The organism is Escherichia sp. SCLE84, assembly GCF_012584495.1.
In the GTDB taxonomy this organism is placed as follows: domain Bacteria; phylum Pseudomonadota; class Gammaproteobacteria; order Enterobacterales; family Enterobacteriaceae; genus ECMA0423.
In genome coordinates this window covers 3,473,600-3,489,716 of sequence record NZ_CP051430.1, presented here as the reverse complement: position 1 = coordinate 3,489,716, position 16,117 = coordinate 3,473,600, and the positions used below count along the sequence as shown (strand labels likewise).

Annotated in this window: 14 protein-coding genes; 4 read left to right on the top strand and 10 right to left on the bottom strand. The window is 53.2% G+C overall.

Going from position 1 to position 16,117, the window contains the following annotated elements:
* Position 1: 1 nt before the first annotated feature.
* From bcsB to bcsR, 4 genes are read right to left on the bottom strand one after another with little or no spacing between them, the layout of a single operon-like run.
* A complete protein-coding gene (gene bcsB / locus HGD79_RS16905) occupies positions 2-2,341 on the bottom strand; it encodes a cellulose biosynthesis cyclic di-GMP-binding regulatory protein BcsB (RefSeq protein ID WP_001300150.1) in 2,340 nt (779 codons plus the stop codon).
* Between the two features lie 10 nt (positions 2,342-2,351).
* Positions 2,352-4,970 carry a UDP-forming cellulose synthase catalytic subunit gene (bcsA, locus tag HGD79_RS16900; protein WP_000025892.1) on the bottom strand — a complete coding sequence of 873 codons (2,619 nt, stop codon included), beginning with the start codon at positions 4,968-4,970 and terminating at the stop codon, positions 2,352-2,354.
* Positions 4,967-5,719: a cellulose biosynthesis protein BcsQ gene (gene bcsQ, locus HGD79_RS16895; protein ID WP_000279530.1), complete on the bottom strand. Its 753-nt coding sequence runs from the start codon at positions 5,717-5,719 to the stop codon at positions 4,967-4,969. The genes bcsA and bcsQ overlap by 4 nt, the downstream gene beginning before the upstream one ends.
* 11 nt (positions 5,720-5,730) lie before the next feature.
* Complete coding sequence (bcsR, locus tag HGD79_RS16890) at positions 5,731-5,919, bottom strand: cellulose biosynthesis protein BcsR (protein ID WP_001063318.1); 189 nt, start codon at positions 5,917-5,919, stop codon at positions 5,731-5,733.
* A gap of 272 nt (positions 5,920-6,191) precedes the next feature.
* Between bcsR and bcsE the strand changes: the two genes are divergently transcribed.
* The 3 genes from bcsE to bcsG are packed head-to-tail and all read left to right on the top strand — an operon-like array spanning position 6,192 to position 9,627.
* Positions 6,192-7,763, top strand: a complete 1,572-nt coding sequence (bcsE, locus tag HGD79_RS16885) for a cellulose biosynthesis c-di-GMP-binding protein BcsE (RefSeq protein ID WP_001204931.1) — start codon at positions 6,192-6,194, stop codon at positions 7,761-7,763.
* Positions 7,760-7,951, top strand: coding sequence for a cellulose biosynthesis protein BcsF (bcsF, locus tag HGD79_RS16880; protein ID WP_000988308.1), 192 nt, complete (start codon positions 7,760-7,762; stop codon positions 7,949-7,951). The genes bcsE and bcsF overlap by 4 nt, the downstream gene beginning before the upstream one ends.
* Positions 7,948-9,627, top strand: a complete 1,680-nt coding sequence (bcsG, locus tag HGD79_RS16875; RefSeq protein ID WP_000191596.1) for a cellulose biosynthesis protein BcsG — start codon at positions 7,948-7,950, stop codon at positions 9,625-9,627. The genes bcsF and bcsG overlap by 4 nt, the downstream gene beginning before the upstream one ends.
* A gap of 86 nt (positions 9,628-9,713) precedes the next feature.
* On the opposite strand, the gene HGD79_RS16870 is transcribed toward bcsG, so the two are convergent.
* A complete protein-coding gene (locus HGD79_RS16870) occupies positions 9,714-9,821 on the bottom strand; it encodes a type I toxin-antitoxin system toxin Ldr family protein (RefSeq protein WP_001295224.1) in 108 nt (35 codons plus the stop codon).
* A 375-nt stretch (positions 9,822-10,196) separates the two neighbouring features.
* Positions 10,197-10,304 (bottom strand): type I toxin-antitoxin system toxin Ldr family protein, encoded by a 108-nt coding sequence (locus HGD79_RS16865; protein WP_001295224.1) that lies wholly within the window; start codon positions 10,302-10,304, stop codon positions 10,197-10,199.
* 475 nt (positions 10,305-10,779) lie between these two features.
* Here HGD79_RS16865 and HGD79_RS16860 point away from each other — a divergent pair, with 475 nt between their 5' ends.
* Complete coding sequence (locus HGD79_RS16860) at positions 10,780-12,051, top strand: aromatic amino acid transport family protein (RefSeq protein WP_001296805.1); 1,272 nt, start codon at positions 10,780-10,782, stop codon at positions 12,049-12,051.
* Between the two features lie 29 nt (positions 12,052-12,080).
* On the opposite strand, the gene dppF is transcribed toward HGD79_RS16860, so the two are convergent.
* The 4 genes from dppF to dppB are packed head-to-tail and all read right to left on the bottom strand — an operon-like array spanning position 12,081 to position 16,007.
* Positions 12,081-13,085, bottom strand: a complete 1,005-nt coding sequence (dppF, locus tag HGD79_RS16855; protein ID WP_000107026.1) for a dipeptide ABC transporter ATP-binding subunit DppF — start codon at positions 13,083-13,085, stop codon at positions 12,081-12,083.
* Positions 13,082-14,065, bottom strand: coding sequence for a dipeptide ABC transporter ATP-binding protein (dppD, locus tag HGD79_RS16850; protein ID WP_001196486.1), 984 nt, complete (start codon positions 14,063-14,065; stop codon positions 13,082-13,084). Before dppD ends, dppF begins: the two co-directional genes overlap by 4 nt.
* A gap of 10 nt (positions 14,066-14,075) precedes the next feature.
* A complete protein-coding gene (dppC, locus tag HGD79_RS16845) occupies positions 14,076-14,978 on the bottom strand; it encodes a dipeptide ABC transporter permease DppC (RefSeq protein WP_000084677.1) in 903 nt (300 codons plus the stop codon).
* A 9-nt stretch (positions 14,979-14,987) separates the two neighbouring features.
* On the bottom strand, positions 14,988-16,007 hold the full coding sequence (gene dppB, locus HGD79_RS16840; protein ID WP_000938864.1) for a dipeptide ABC transporter permease DppB: 1,020 nt from the start codon (positions 16,005-16,007) through the stop codon (positions 14,988-14,990).
* Between the last annotated feature and the right edge of the window lie 110 nt (positions 16,008-16,117).

The following is a 16,117-nucleotide window of genomic DNA, read 5'->3' as shown; positions in this document are numbered from 1 at the left end:
ATTACTCGTTATCCGGGTTAAGACGACGACGACTAATAATTCGCAGCAGACGCCACAGTACCCATGCCAGCAATATCACACTGATAGCCGCCAGCACCGCCAGCAGAATCGGATGGTTTGCCAGCGCATACCACAAGCGCTCGAACCACGGCAGATGACCTACGTAATAAACGTCGCCAACACGTAGGCTGTTGATACCGGACTCGCGGATCACCGCGACCGAACCGAACATGGTGGCGCGTTTGCCGCTATCGTTCACCGCATCGTTAAGCATTTCATAACCGCGTGGGCTATCTGCCAACAGCGCAATCACGCTGCGCTGGTCGTTATACGGCGACTGGAAGCCAATCACCGCCGCCATCGCACCGGAAGAGGTCAGCGTTGACCGGGTTTCTGCCGCGCGATCGCTCTCGTCCGGCACAATGCCGGGGAACGGGGTCTGGCGCATCGGTGTTTTCACCCAGCTTTCGGTCGCCTGCACCAATAGGTCGATCTGCTTATCGTCTTTCAGTTTGTCCGGGATACCACCGATGATCATGATGTCGGCATCTTTGCCCTGAATGGTGCTGCCATCATCGGTCACCGTCAGATTAATCGCCGGGAAGCCCGTCTGTGCGCCGATAAAACCAACAGTATTCAGCAACGTTTCCATCTGTGCTTCGTTAGGCGCTTTCGGCATCACGGTGATGGTTTGCGACAGATCCGCCATCCGGCTGAATGGGAAGCCCGCGTTAGCAAAGGCGCGTAGATCCGGCATCGGGATGAAGTGGTAATACTTCGAGAAGTCGATGGTGGAGTCGTCACCAATCACCACATGATTCTGCACCGGCTGGAAGGTAATACAGTTATCCACCGAACCGCCCGGCATCGGGTTCATATACTCAAAGTCGAAGCGCAGCTGGTTGGTCGCGCCCAGTTTCAGCGCCGGAATAGAGACATCTGTTTTGCCATCCAGCAAACCTTGTAATACCGGAATCCGCAGCAGCAGGCGGTTCGCCTCCTGTTTGCTGCTCAGGTTGAAGGATTGCAGGAACTGGTTATTCAGGCTGATATCCATCCGCGAACTGTCTTTCACCGGCGGCATGGTGTAGCGGTAATTAATATCCATATCAATGCCGGTACTGCGCATCAGGTAGAGATCCGGCGGCAGGTTTAGCGAAACGTTAATCGCTGCTGGCTCAAGACCGCTGGATTGTAACTGTTCTTCATAGGTTTTCAGTTCGCCAAATGTGACCGGACGATCGGTACGTACCCAGTTCGGCGCATCGTACGGCTTACGCGGTAGCAGCGGTTTCACTTCATTCACTACCACGCTTTCACCACGGAACAGAATGTTACCCTGAGCGATACCTTTCGCTGCCTGCAACAGGTCTTTGTCGTCACGACCAAACACCACCAGCAGTTTGACGTAAGGATTCTGCGGATGGTTAATCATCTCAATCACAGGGGCTTTTACCGCCGGATGATCGCGCAGGAAGTCCGGCCGTTTGTCGTTGGTTGCAAAGACAATGGCATTGCGATCCGGCAGTTGGTTATAGAGTACCGGGAAGTTCTGCCCACGCCAGCCAGAACGCGAACCAAACCACGAGGCGACAATGGCAGAGGCTTGTTGCAGCCCAACATCCGGCGCACCCGCAAAGACCATCGGCAAGGTGTTGGTGCGGTTATCACGCGGATCAAAGAATGGCACCGGGAAGTGTGACAGGTCATTCTTCACATTCAGGGTCTGATAGGTCAGATCCAGTCCACTGCTCCGCCCAACATCCAGCCAAAGCGTGGTGCTGGCCGGGTTTTCGCACACGTCCTGATAATGGCCGACAAACTCCAGCCGCACACGGTTGAAGTCGGTAATAAACAGTGGGTTAATGGGCATTTGCGCCAGCGTTTTTTTACCCAACTGTTCTTTGGTCACTGGCAGCACGCCCATCAGCTCATCATTGAGATAAACCTTTAACTGCGACTGGACAGGCAGTAACGATGGCGATGGCGTGTATTCGAGGTTGAGCATCGCCTTCGTCACCACTTCATCGCTGCGCATACCAAACTCAATGCTGCCGTTCGGGTTAATGCCACGTAGCACCATGCTGCCCGGCGGCGGCGCAATTTGCGCAAAGGTCAGCTTCACATCACGCGAAGGACCGTTCTGCGCCACGACTGGCGCATCAGCGCCCTGCACGCCCAGCATCACTTGCCCCACCTGCGGATTTTGTTCCGTCTGGGCGGCTACAGCTGGCTCAGCATTGATCAGTGGTTGCGTTGCTGGCGTCGCCTGCGTCATGAAAGAGGGGAACGCACTCATCCCCATAGCCACTGCACAAATCCAGAATAGTTTTCTTTTCATCGCGTTATCATCATTGTTGAGCCAAAGCCTGATCCGATGGTTGTGCCGTTTCGCTCCGCTCCGGGCGGCGCGGAATAAACGATACAACCCAGGAAACCAGAGAAGTCAGCACACGGAATATGCCCTTCACCGACGAAGGCGCAAACTCCGCCAGATGGCGGTAGCCACGGAAGCCGAGCTTCAGAATATCCAGCAGACTTTCCAGCGGCTTATCTTCCGGGTAGCTGTCCTGCCAGAGCGCCCATGTATCCGCACGGGCAAACGTACACTGCACAAAATCGATATGTTGCTGGGTGGTGAGCGGCATTAATTTCAGCCCAACTTCATTACCCATCACGCGCGCCACCTGGGTCGGGAAGACGTATTCCTGCTGACCGCGTTTAAGCAACAGATTCACTTTCTGCCCTTCCAGAATCTGCGCCTGACCGTTGATCTTGATCCCCAAACCACCGTCGGAGAAATCCTGAACGGTACACGAGAAGAGGTGACCATCTTCGCGGGCAATTGCCGCGGGCATCGTCATCTCCACGCGGTGCGATCGGCGTACCTGTTTGCTTTCTACCGATACCGCAACTGCGCCGCCAAGAACAATCAGGTTGTAGAACACCCACACCATACTGACGACCACGGTGAGCATCTCGGTTGGCGGGCCATAGAAGTAGCGCCAGATGCCTACCGCAACGCCCACCAGGTTGAGTAGAACAAGGAAGATGTAGGGCCGCGAGATCACCCAGTCGACGTACTCTTCTTCCACCAGTCCACCTTTGGCGGTGACGTTAAATTTGCCTTTGTGCGGGTTAATCAGCGCCACCAGCGTCGGTGGTGCGATATACCACGCCAGCACCGTTTCGTAGATTTCACTCCAGAAAGAGTGGCGATATTTGCCCTGGATCTTCGAGTTGGTCAGGCTGGCATGGATCATATGCGGCAGCACGAACAGGGCGATCATCAACGCTGGCGCATAGATGATGTAGGCATGAAGCAGCAGGAACGCCAGCGGCGCAGTCAGGAAGATCAGTCGTGGAATGCCCGACAAGAAGTGGAACATGGCGTTGACGTAGCACAGCCGCTGGGCGAATTTCAGCCCTTTACCGGTAAGCGGGTTATCGAGACGGAAGATTTGCACCATCCCGCGTGCCCAGCGAATACGCTGACCGATATGCGCCGACAGACTTTCGGTCGCCAGCCCCGCCGCCTGCGGAATACGCATATATGCAGAGGTGTAGCCACGACGGTGCAGGCGCAGAGACGTGTGCGCATCTTCGGTTACCGTTTCGACAGCAATACCGCCAATTTCATCCAATGGTTTGCGACGAATTACTGCACAGGAACCGCAGAAGAAAGTGGCGTCCCACATATCGTTGCCATCCTGCACCAGACCATAGAACAGCGTGCCTTCGTTCGGTGTTTTACGGAAACGCCCCAGGTTGCGTTCAAACGGGTCCGGCGAGAAGAAGTGGTGTGGAGTCTGCATCATCGCCAGCTGTTTCTCTTTCAGGAACCAGCCCATGGTCATTTGCAGGAACGATCGCGTTGGTACGTGGTCGCAGTCGAAAATCGACACGAACTCGCCTTTGGCATATTTCAGCGCATTGTTGATGTTGCCCGCTTTCGCATGTTCATGAGTGGTGCGGGCGATATATTTCACCCCCACGTTTTGCGCAAACTGGCGAAACTCTTCCCTGCCGCCGTCATCGAGGATCCAGATGTTCAGTTTGTCTTTCGGCCAGTCGATACCCAGCGAGGCGTAAATGGTATTTTTCACCACATTGAGATCTTCGTTGTAAGTCGGGACAAAGATATCCACCGACGGCCACAGCGACATATCCTTCGGCAATGGCACCGGCTGACGATTCAGCGGCCATACTACCTGGAAGTAGCCGAGCACCAGCACAATCCACGCGTACGTTTCAGCGAAGAGCAGAATAAGCCCGCACACCAGGCTGACCGGATCGTCCCAGTTCAGCGTAGAGGTGTAACGCCACCAGATATAACGGCAAGAAACGGTCAGCGACAGCACAATCAACATTAGCGCCGAGAAGCGCCCCGGCATCCGCCGTACGATCAGCGCTACCCCCCACAGCAGCATCAGGAAGATAAACTGCGCCAGCGGGTTAAACGGCTGAGTAACGCAGATTAACGCCAGAATCAGCGAGAAGGTGACGATGATACCGAGGATCAACCGCCGCGCCCCGGCACTCAAATGACCGAGCTCTTTTTTCTCATCCAGATGCTGTGTTTTATGGCTAACGCGCTCAGGCAGCTCGTTCATCCATTGATGGTAACGTCCACGAATATTTTGCAGACCTGAAAATGCCCGCCTGCGCGGTTTCGGCGTTTCTTTGCGCGATGCACCGATCAATAACCAGCATGTTTGAATGAGATAACGGACCGGGTCCAGCGGACGCGGACGCGAGGCGTTGATATGCGGATACAGGTTTTTATGTTCTGCGCGAATACGCTGCCAGCGCGGGTGCTCCAGCGGAATAAAAATCCAGGCCAGGATCATCCAGAAACAGCCGAGCGTCGCGCTGAAAGCCGACGCACCGTGGCGACGATAATCGCGATAACGCCCGATAAGCCGCGCGTTGACCGGCGGGATAAGCAACCACCGGGTCAGGATACTCATGATGCACTCCCGACTGGCGTTTTCAGCCCGGAATAGTTCAACAGGCACCAGTTCGCCAGCGTCAGTATCTCTTCTGCCGCCAGCGCATCACTGCGGTATTCACCGACTGGTTGCTTAGCCGCCAGGCATTCAGCCATCGCTTCATCACGATGAATGAGCATCGGCAGCAATCGGCGCTGGCTTTGCAACCAAAGCTGGTAAATATCGTCCTGAACCTGACTGCCAATACGGAAGTTATTAATCAAAATATGTGCGCCATCCGGCAGCGCTTGCTGATGCAGGCGGATATGGCAGTTGGCATCCACATTGACGATTGCCAGCGAGTGATCGCACAAACTCAGCAGCTGGTGGGTTATCTGCGAGGCATCACGCGGTAAGTCGATTAAAATCCACTGGTAACGCCCGCTGGCTTTTAGTTGCTGTAAGCCGGAGCAAATATCGCTCAGCCGGGTTTGCCAGTGCTGTGGATTTTCTTGTTCTTCAATGGATAACTGACCAAAAGGCAGCAAATCGAGCTGCGAGGTGTAGCGCAACCCAGCGTCACGCCAGTCCTGGCCATCCAGCATCGCTCTGGCCCAGCCCTGACGGTGGGTAAAATCAACATTAAATGACAGGCGCAACAAGTTGTCCGGGCAGGCATCGACCACCAGGACATTTTCTCCCAACATTTGTAATGACCAGGCTAATGCGGCGGTGATGGTTGTTGTCCCCACGCCTCCCCGCACCCCCTGCAATCCCAGTACGGCCATTCACCAATCCCCTACTTTTGTTGCGCAAACTCTGCCAGCAACGGCCAGCGTTTTAATGCCGCGGCCAACTGTTCGCGTTGGGAAATATCGGCATAATCAATATCAGGCAGTGAAAATGCCTGCTTTAACGCCACAATATCATTCTGGAAGATATAGCCTATCGCGGGATCAGGCAGAGTATCTGGTTCATTGTTATTCATTTTGCTTGATCCCTATGAAATAACTGTACCGTTCATGAGACAATTCTAACCGTGAGCATTTCGCCGGTTTATTGTTTACGGCGAGACGGGAATTTGCTCACTTTTTGACTTTCCGTTACGCAACAGAAAAAGTTAAAAACGAAAAGACTAAAATCACACGTCTTGTGACCTTCTAAATTGATTCACATGCTAAATCTGATAAGTTTTAATTTCAATGGTAGGTTTATTTCTTAGCTTTCGCTAGTAAACTGATAATCAGACAAAATGGTGACATGAGGGACATTGTGGACCCTGTATTCTCTATCGGTATCTCATCATTATGGGATGAGCTGCGACATATGCCAGCAGGCGGCGTCTGGTGGTTTAACGTCGATCGCCATGAAGATGCTATCAGTCTGGCGAATCAAACAATTGCATCCCAGGCTGAAACCGCACACGTCGCGGTCATTAGCATGGACAGCGATCCGGCGAAAATCTTTCAATTAGATGATTCTCAAGGGCCGGAAAAAATAAAATTATTTTCAATGCTAAATCATGAAAAAGGTCTATACTATTTGACCCGTGATTTGCAGTGTTCTATTGATCCCCATAATTACCTTTTTATTCTTGTTTGCGCAAATAACGCATGGCAAAACATTCCTGCCGAGCGGCTTCGCTCATGGTTGGATAAAATGAATAAATGGAGCAGGTTAAACCATTGTTCGCTTTTGGTAATTAATCCCGGAAATAATAACGATAAACAATTTTCATTGTTGCTTGAGGAATACCGTTCACTTTTTGGTCTTGCCAGTTTGCGTTTTCAGGGTGACCAACATTTGCTGGATATTGCCTTCTGGTGCAACGAAAAAGGGGTCAGCGCCCGTCAGCAGCTTAGCGTTCAGCAACAAAATGGTATCTGGACATTAGTTCAAAGCGAAGAGGCGGAGATCCAACCACGCAGCGACGAAAAACGCATTCTGAGTAATGTTGCTGTACTGGAAGGTGCGCCGCCGCTATCGGAACACTGGCAACTGTTCAACAATAACGAAGTCCTGTTCAATGAAGCCCGTACCGCTCAGGCGGCGACGGTGGTCTTTTCTTTACAGCAAAATGCGCAAATCGAGCCACTGGCCCGCAGCATTCATACCCTGCGTCGCCAGCGCGGTAGTGCGATGAAAATCCTCGTGCGGGAAAATACCGCTAGCCTGCGCGCCACCGATGAACGTTTGTTATTGGCCTGCGGTGCAAATATGGTTATTCCGTGGAATGCGCCACTCTCCCGTTGTCTGACGATGATCGAAAGCGTGCAAGGGCAGAAGTTTAGTCGCTATGTGCCGGAAGATATCACTACCTTGCTGTCAATGACCCAGCCGCTCAAACTGCGTGGTTTCCAGAAGTGGGATGTGTTCTGTAATGCCGTCAACAACATGATGAATAACCCTCTATTACCTGCCCACGGTAAAGGCGTTCTGGTTGCCCTACGTCCGGTACCGGGTATCCGCGTTGAACAAGCCCTGACGCTGTGTCGCCCTAACCGTACCGGCGATATCATGACCATTGGCGGTAATCGGCTGGTGCTGTTTCTCTCATTCTGTCGGATTAACGATCTGGATACCGCGTTGAATCATATTTTCCCATTGCCTACTGGCGACATTTTCTCAAACCGTATGGTCTGGTTTGAAGATGATCAAATCAGTGCCGAGCTGGTGCAGATGCGCTTGCTTGCCCCAGAACAATGGGGCATGCCGCTGCCTTTAACGCAAAGTTCTAAACCGGTCATCAATGCCGAGCACGATGGTCGCCACTGGCGACGAATACCAGAACCCATGCGACTGTTAGATGATGCTGTGGAGCGCTCATCATGATGACCATCAGCGATATCATTGAAATTATTGTCGTTTGCGCACTGATATTTTTCCCGCTGGGCTATCTGGCGCGGCACTCTTTGCGACGCATTCGCGACACCTTACGTTTGTTCTTTGCTAAACCTCGTTATGTTAAACCGGCCGGGACGTTACGCCGCACGGAAAAAGCCAGGGCAACCAAAAAATGACTCAATTTACGCAAAATACCGCCATGCCTTCTTCCCTCTGGCAATACTGGCGCGGCCTTTCCGGCTGGAACTTCTATTTTCTGGTTAAGTTCGGCCTGTTGTGGGCGGGATATCTTAACTTCCATCCGCTCCTCAATTTGGTGTTTGCCGCGTTTCTGCTGATGCCCATTCCGCGCTACAGCCTGCATCGCTTGCGCCACTGGATTGCCCTGCCGATCGGCTTTGCTTTGTTCTGGCATGACACCTGGTTGCCTGGCCCGGAAAGCATAATGAGCCAGGGTTCGCAGGTGGCGGGGTTCAGTACCGATTATTTAATCGACCTTGTCACACGCTTTATTAACTGGCAGATGATTGGGGCCATTTTTGTTTTATTAGTGGCCTGGTTATTCCTGTCACAATGGATTCGCATTACCGTTTTTGTGGTTGCCATACTGCTATGGCTGAACGTACTTACCCTGGCGGGACCAAGTTTCTCCTTGTGGCCAGCCGGACAACCGACGACCACTGTAACAACGACGGGTGGTAACGCAGCGGCAACCGTTGCGGCGACGGGTGGCGCACCGGTAGTGGGTGATATGCCCGCACAAACTGCACCGCCAACAACGGCGAACCTTAACGCCTGGCTGAATAATTTCTATAACGCGGAGGCGAAACGTAAATCGACCTTCCCGTCTTCGCTGCCCGCTGATGCTCAGCCATTTGAACTACTGGTGATTAACATCTGTTCGCTTTCCTGGTCGGATATAGAAGCCGCCGGGTTGATGTCGCATCCACTGTGGTCGCATTTCGATATTGAGTTCAAGAACTTTAACTCCGCCACCTCCTACAGTGGCCCGGCGGCGATCCGTTTACTGCGCGCCAGCTGCGGGCAGACTTCGCACACTAATCTGTATCAACCGGCAAATAACGACTGCTATCTGTTTGATAACCTTTCGAAACTGGGCTTTACCCAGCACCTGATGATGGGGCATAACGGCCAGTTCGGCGGTTTTTTGAAAGAAGTTCGCGAAAATGGCGGCATGCAGACTGAATTGATGGATCAAACAAATCTGCCGGTTATTTTGCTGGGCTTTGATGGTTCGCCGGTTTATGACGATACCGCCGTGCTTAACCGCTGGCTGGACGTTACCGAAAAAGATAAAAACAGCCGTAGTGCCACGTTCTACAACACGCTTCCACTGCATGACGGCAACCATTATCCGGGGGTCAGCAAAACAGCGGATTACAAAGCGCGGGCGCAGAAATTCTTTGATGAACTGGACGCCTTCTTTACTGAACTGGAGAAATCGGGTCGTAAAGTGATGGTGGTCGTGGTGCCGGAACACGGCGGCGCGCTGAAGGGCGACAGAATGCAGGTATCTGGCCTACGTGATATCCCTAGCCCGTCTATCACAGACGTCCCCGTTGGGGTGAAATTCTTCGGCATGAAGGCACCACATCAGGGGGCACCGATTGTCATTGACCAACCGAGCAGCTTCCTGGCTATCTCCGATCTGGTGGTTCGCGTTCTTGATGGCAAGATTTTCACCGAAGACAATGTTGACTGGAAAAAACTCACCAGTGGGTTGCCACAAACAGCACCGGTCTCCGAGAACTCAAATGCAGTAGTTATTCAATACCAGGATAAACCGTACGTTCGCCTGAACGGCGGCGACTGGGTGCCTTACCCGCAGTAAGCACGAAAAAGGCCGCAGAGTTTAACCTCTGCGGCCTGATCCGGGCGCAAATTGCCATTACGGCAGCCTGACGCCCGCATGACACGTTACTTCCGCTTATTCAGCCAGTTCACGATCATACTGGCAAGAATGCCAGCAATGACCGGAGCCGCTAAATCATGCCAGAAGGCCATGCCCAGCTCTGCGAGCGTCATATAGCCGCCTGTGTTGTAATGACAACGTTTCGCGGCTATTCTTGAGTTGTTTGGGTTCAAGATTAGCCCCCGTTATGTTGTCAGGTGCATACCTGCAACGTGCGGGGGTTTTCTCTCTCCAGCAACCAATGCCACCAGGGATAAAGCCCCCGCAACATTGCGCCTCACCGGAACCTTTCCGGCTTGCCGCTGATTCTACGACTGTTTTTCTGTTCCGAAATCCATCACTTACTCACTCTGTGCTGCGCATTCCGCAGAATATTATCCGCCTGCAACCGTTGCATTTTTCTTACGAAAAAGGCCGCAGAGTTTCATCCCTGCGGCCTGGTCCGGGCGCAAATTGCCATTACGGCAGCCTGACGCCCGCATGACACGTTACTTCCGCTTGTTCAGCCAGTTCACGATCATACTGGCAAGAATGCCAGCAATGACCGGAGCCGCTAAATCATGCCAGAAGGCCATGCCCAGTTCTGCGAGCGTCATATAGCCGCCTGTGTTGTAATGACAACGTTTCGCGGCTATTCTTGAGTGGTCTAGGTTCAAGATTAGCCCCCGTTATGTTGTCAGGTACATACCTGCAACGTGCGGGGGTTTTCTCTCTCCAGCAACCAATGCCACCAGGGATAAAGCCCCCGCAACATTGCGCCTCACCGGAACCCTTTCGGCTTGCCGCTGATTTTACGATTGCTTTTTACTGTCAGCACCCGGCAATCTTCCTCATTGCGCGATGCCTTCCAGCTTAATTTCTTTATTTGCAATAGTTGCAGTTCATATCCGGGCTGACTCCAGACTGGTAGTGAAATGCGCAATTTTGTAGAATTGCGCCTCCTCGCGACCTCCCCAGTGAATCTGTTGCCTCATTTTTTACATACTGCGTATTCGACTTCTCCACCTGTTGCGCAAGAGAAACTGGGTTTATTCATTTTTGCGAGGCCGACTTCTTTCTGGACAGGACTTTATGCAGCACAACACACTATCGAAACACAATCAGAAATTGCCGTTTACACGCTACGACTTCGGCTGGGTTTTATTATGCATAGGCATGGCGATTGGTGCCGGAACCGTGCTGATGCCAGTACAAATTGGCTTGAAGGGAATTTGGGTATTTATTACCGCAGCGATCATTGCTTATCCTGCCACCTGGGTAGTGCAGGACATTTATTTAAAAACCCTTTCTGAAAGCGATTCCTGTAATGACTACACCGATATTATCAGTCATTACCTGGGGAAGAACTGGGGAATTTTCCTCGGGGTTATCTACTTTTTGATGATTATCCACGGGATTTTTATCTACTCTCTCTCCGTGGTTTTCGACAGCGCCTCGTACCTGAAAACCTTCGGTTTAACCGATGCCGATCTTTCACAATCTCTACTTTATAAAGTCGCTATTTTCGCCGTACTGGTGGCGATTGCGTCTGGTGGTGAACGATTACTGTTTAAGATTTCCGGGCCAATGGTGGTGGTCAAAGTAGGGATTATTGTCGTGTTCGGTTTTGCGATGATCCCGCACTGGAATTTCGCCAATATAACCGCCTTCCCGCAAGCCTCCGTCTTTTTCCGCGATGTCTTGCTTACCATTCCATTTTGCTTCTTTTCTGCAGTATTTATTCAGGTACTTAACCCAATGAATATTGCCTATCGTAAACGGGAAGCGGATAAAGTACTGGCAACCCGGCTCGCGCTGCGTACCCACCGAATTAGTTATATCACGCTCATCGCGGTGATCCTGTTTTTTGCCTTTTCGTTTACCTTCTCAATTAGCCACGAAGAAGCCGTTTCTGCCTTTGAACAAAATATCTCGGCACTGGCGCTGGCCGCGCAGGTGATCCCTGGACATATCATTCATATCACCTCTACGGTGCTGAATATCTTTGCCGTACTGACCGCATTCTTTGGCATTTATCTCGGTTTCCACGAGGCTATTAAAGGCATTATTCTCAATCTGTTAAGCCGAATTATTGATACCAAGAAAATTAACTCACGCATGCTGACTCTGGCGATCTGCGCTTTTATCGTCATTACATTGACGATTTGGGTTTCGTTTCGTGTATCGGTGCTGGTGTTCTTTCAGTTGGGAAGCCCGTTATATGGCATTGTGTCGTGCCTCATTCCGTTTTTCCTGATCTATAAAGTCGCACAACTGGAAAAACTTCGCGGATTTAAAGCCTGGCTAATTCTGCTTTACGGCATTTTGCTATGCTTGTCGCCACTGTTGAAGCTGATTGAGTAAACCGGAGCGCATGGCCCCGGTTTTGTGAGTTAACGCTGCGGATTTTCATCCTGATCAACAGCAAAACAAGCTACCAGTTGACCGCCGTAGTCTTTTAGCTGCGGCTGCAACTGGGTGCAGGGGCCGAAGCGCCGACGACAGCGGGCGTTGAAGGCGCAACCCGGCGGTGGATTCAGCGGGCTTGGCAGTTCACCGGTGAGTTTGATGCGTTCGCGGCGATCGTCCGGGTTCAGGCGCGGCGTCGCGGAGAGTAGCGCCTGAGTGTACGGATGGCGCGGGTTATTGAAGATTTGGTCTTTCGTTCCCTTCTCCACGCAGCGGCCCAGGTACATCACCATCACTTCATCGGCAATGTGCTCCACCACCGACAGGTCGTGGGAGATAAAGACATAAGAAAGCCCCAGTTCCTGCTGTAAATCCATCATCAGATTCAGCACTTGCGCACGCACTGAGACGTCCAGCGCAGAAACCGGCTCATCGGCAATCACCACATCCGGGTCGAGCATCAGACCACGGGCAATAGCGATACGCTGACGTTGTCCGCCGGAGAACATATGCGGATAGCGGTCATAGTGCTCGGTTTTCAGGCCGACTTTCGCCATCATCGACAGGGCTTTTTCCCGACGCTGTTCTTTGCTTAAGCTGGTGTTAATAAGCAGCGGCTCTTCGAGAATTTGCCCAACTTTTTTACGCGGATTCAGCGAACCGTAAGGGTTCTGGAAGACGATCTGGATTTTCTGCCGACGCAGCTTCTGCGCCTGCGGATCGTGCTTAAGCAGATCCTGCCCCTGGTAATACAGCTCGCCACCGGTGGGCATTTCAATCATCGTCAGCAACCGACCGAGGGTCGATTTACCGCAGCCAGATTCGCCCACTACTGCCAGCGTTTTGCCACGTTCAAGGTTAAACGAAACGCCATCCAGCGCTTTAACCAGACGTTCCGGCGCGAACATGCCTTTCTTCACCGGATAATGTTTTTTCAGGTCGATAGCCTGCAACAGCGGTTGTTGCGAGGTGGCCTCTTGCGTACTCATAGTGTCGGCCTCCCGGCATCATCAAGTGGGTAATGGCATTTGGACTGACGCCCATCAGCGAGCATATTCAGCGCCGGTTCTTCAGCGCGACATCTGTCAGTGGCATAGGGGCAGCGCGGGTTAAGCAGGCAGCCGTTCGGGCGGTCGTACTTACCGGGAACGACACCTGGCAACGACGCCAGACGTTCTTTGTCCTGAGCAAATTCTGGCAGCGCACGCAGCAATGCCTGAGTATACGGGTGACGCGGCGCATGGAAGATGGCGTGCGCATCACCGGTTTCCACCACCTGGCCTGCATACATCACGATGATTTTATGTGCCGCTTCCGCCACCAGCGCCAGGTCATGGGTAATTAACACCAGCGCCATGTTCTCTTTCTGCTGTAGCTCCAGCAGTAGTTCGATGATTTGCGCCTGAATGGTCACGTCCAGCGCGGTGGTCGGTTCATCGGCAATCAGCAGTTTTGGCCGACAGGCAATCGCCATGGCGATCATCACGCGCTGGCTCATGCCGCCGGAAAGCTGATGCGGGTAAACATCCAGACGCGATGCCGGATCGGGAATACCGACCTGATTCAGCAGGTCAATCGCTCGCTGACGGCGGGTACTTTTGTTGCCGCCCTGATGCACCTTAATCGCTTCCATAATCTGGAAACCCACGGTGTAGCACGGGTTAAGGCTGGTCATCGGGTCCTGGAAGATCATCGCCACTTCGGCACCCACCAGGTTGCGGCGCTCTTTTTCTGAGATACGCTGCAAATCCTGGCCGTTAAACTCCAGTTTTTCTGCCATTACGCGGCCCGGATAATCAATCAGCCCCATAATCGCCAGTGAACTGACCGACTTACCGGAGCCGGACTCACCCACAATCCCGACCACTTCGCCCTGTTTTACGCTGTAGCTGATGCGGTCTACGGCGCGGAACGGCGCGCTTTCGTCGCCGAAATGCACCGATAATTTATCTACATTTAATAACGCCATCTCGAACCTCTTACTGCTTCAGTTTGGGATCGAGCGCGTCACGCAGACCGTCACCCATCAGGTTAAATGCCAGCACCGTCAGCAGGATCGCCAGACCCGGGAAGGTCACGACCCACCAGGCGCTTTGCGCGAACTGCAACACGTCGGAGAGCATGGTGCCCCACTCAGGCGTTGGCGGCTGTGCCCCCATGCCGAGGAAACCAAGAGCAGCCATATCGAGAATGGCGTTAGAGAAACCGAGCGACGCCTGAACAATCAGCGGCGCAAGGCAGTTCGGGAAGATGTTAATAAACATCTGACGCATCGCCCCGGCACCCGCCACGCGAGACGCGGTGACGTAATCGCGGTTAACTTCCACCAGCACGGCGGCGCGGGTTAAGCGCACATAGTGCGGCAAGGCAACGAAGGTCAGTGCCAGCGCGGCGTTACCAATCGACGGGCCGAAAATTGCCACCAGCACCAGCGCCAGCAGCAGACTTGGCAGCGCCAGCATGATATCGACCACGCGCATAATGATGTTATCGACCAGGCCGCCAAAGTAACCGGCGATCAGGCCGAGAATAACGCCCATAATCAGCGATAACACAACTACCAGACAGCCAACCAGCAGCGACAGGCGCGCACCGTACATCAGGCGCGACAGCACATCACGGCCTACGTCATCGGTGCCCAGCAAGTGCGCCATGCTGCCGCCTTCCTGCCAGGCTGGCGGGGCGAGCAGTGCATCGCGGAACTGTTCCGCCGGGTTATAGGGTGCAATCCAGTTGGCAAAGATCGCGATGAACAGCACGATGACGACGTAAACCAGCCCGACGACCGCGCCTTTGTTGCGTTTAAAATAGTGCCAGAACTCCTGTAACGGGGTCATCGGCACCGGTGCGCTAATCACTTTATTTTCAGTAACCTGTGACATGATGTCCCCTTACTTCTTATGACGAATACGCGGGTTCACCACGCCGTACAGCAGATCGACCAGCAAGTTGACGAGGATAATCATCGTCGCCACCAGCAATACGCCGCCCTGCACTACCGGATAGTCGCGGCGTTGCAGTGCGTCAATCAACCAGCGTCCCAGACCGGGCCACGAGAAGATGGTTTCGGTCAGAATCGCCCCCGCCAGCAATGTTCCCACCTGCAGGCCGATAACGGTCACCACCGGCAGCATCGCGTTACGCAGCGCATGGACGATAATCACCCGCATGCGGGTTAGCCCTTTGGCGCGCGCGGTGCGGATGTAATCCTCGCCCAGCACTTCCAGCATCGAGGAGCGTGTCATACGCACAATGACCGCCAGCGGAATAGTACCCAGCACAATGGCAGGCAAGATCATATGGGCGACGGCATCGATAAAGTTGCCGTCTTCACCCCAGATGGCGGTGTCGATTAGCATAAAACCGGTTAACGGATTGGAGTCATCGAGGAACACCATATCGCTCACGCGACCGGAGACGGGCGTCAGGTTCCAGTGCACCGAAACCAGCATGATCAGCATCATGCCCCACCAGAAGATCGGCATCGAGTAGCCGGTCAGCGCCAGGCCAACCGCTGTGTGATCGAAAATGGAACCGCGTTTAACCGCAGCCAGCACGCCGACCGGAATACCGACCGCAGTCGCAAAAATCATCGCGCAGACGCCAAGTTCCAGCGTGGCCTGGAGGCGCGGCACGAACTCTTCCCAAACCGGGATGCGGCTTTTCATTGAAATGCCTAGATCGCCATGCATAACGCCCCAAATGTAATGGAGATACTGCTGCCACATCGGTTTATCTAAGCCGAGTTCAGCCAGCAGCTGCGCGTGACGCTCTGGGGAGATCCCACGTTCGCCCGCCATGATCATCACCGGATCGCCCGGGATCATGTGGACAAAGGCAAATGTGAGAAGGGTAATACCGATAAACGTGGGGATGACGAGTCCCAAACGTCGGAGAATAAACTGCAACATAACCCGGATTCTCTATAGTGACCCGCAGCCTGGAACTGCGTGTCTGTATTGCTCACAAATCAATTCCCGCCCAGGTCGGGCTGGGAATGAAGTATTGCTGCCGGATGGCG

Bases quoted from the DNA above. Each gene is read 5' to 3' on its own strand.
- bcsB (WP_001300150.1), bottom strand. From the start codon at position 2,341: ATGAAAAGAAAACTATTCTGGATTTGTGCAGTGGCTATGGGGATGAGT.
- bcsA (WP_000025892.1), bottom strand. From the start codon at position 4,970: ATGAGTATCCTGACCCGGTGGTTGCTTATCCCGCCGGTCAACGCGCGG.
- bcsQ (WP_000279530.1), bottom strand. From the start codon at position 5,719: ATGGCCGTACTGGGATTGCAGGGGGTGCGGGGAGGCGTGGGGACAACA.
- bcsR (WP_001063318.1), bottom strand. From the start codon at position 5,919: ATGAATAACAATGAACCAGATACTCTGCCTGATCCCGCGATAGGCTAT.
- bcsE (WP_001204931.1), top strand. From the start codon at position 6,192: ATGAGGGACATTGTGGACCCTGTATTCTCTATCGGTATCTCATCATTA.
- bcsF (WP_000988308.1), top strand. From the start codon at position 7,760: ATGATGACCATCAGCGATATCATTGAAATTATTGTCGTTTGCGCACTG.
- bcsG (WP_000191596.1), top strand. From the start codon at position 7,948: ATGACTCAATTTACGCAAAATACCGCCATGCCTTCTTCCCTCTGGCAA.
- HGD79_RS16870 (WP_001295224.1), bottom strand. From the start codon at position 9,821: ATGACGCTCGCAGAGCTGGGCATGGCCTTCTGGCATGATTTAGCGGCT.
- HGD79_RS16865 (WP_001295224.1), bottom strand. From the start codon at position 10,304: ATGACGCTCGCAGAACTGGGCATGGCCTTCTGGCATGATTTAGCGGCT.
- HGD79_RS16860 (WP_001296805.1), top strand. From the start codon at position 10,780: ATGCAGCACAACACACTATCGAAACACAATCAGAAATTGCCGTTTACA.
- dppF (WP_000107026.1), bottom strand. From the start codon at position 13,085: ATGAGTACGCAAGAGGCCACCTCGCAACAACCGCTGTTGCAGGCTATC.
- dppD (WP_001196486.1), bottom strand. From the start codon at position 14,065: ATGGCGTTATTAAATGTAGATAAATTATCGGTGCATTTCGGCGACGAA.
- dppC (WP_000084677.1), bottom strand. From the start codon at position 14,978: ATGTCACAGGTTACTGAAAATAAAGTGATTAGCGCACCGGTGCCGATG.
- dppB (WP_000938864.1), bottom strand. From the start codon at position 16,007: ATGTTGCAGTTTATTCTCCGACGTTTGGGACTCGTCATCCCCACGTTT.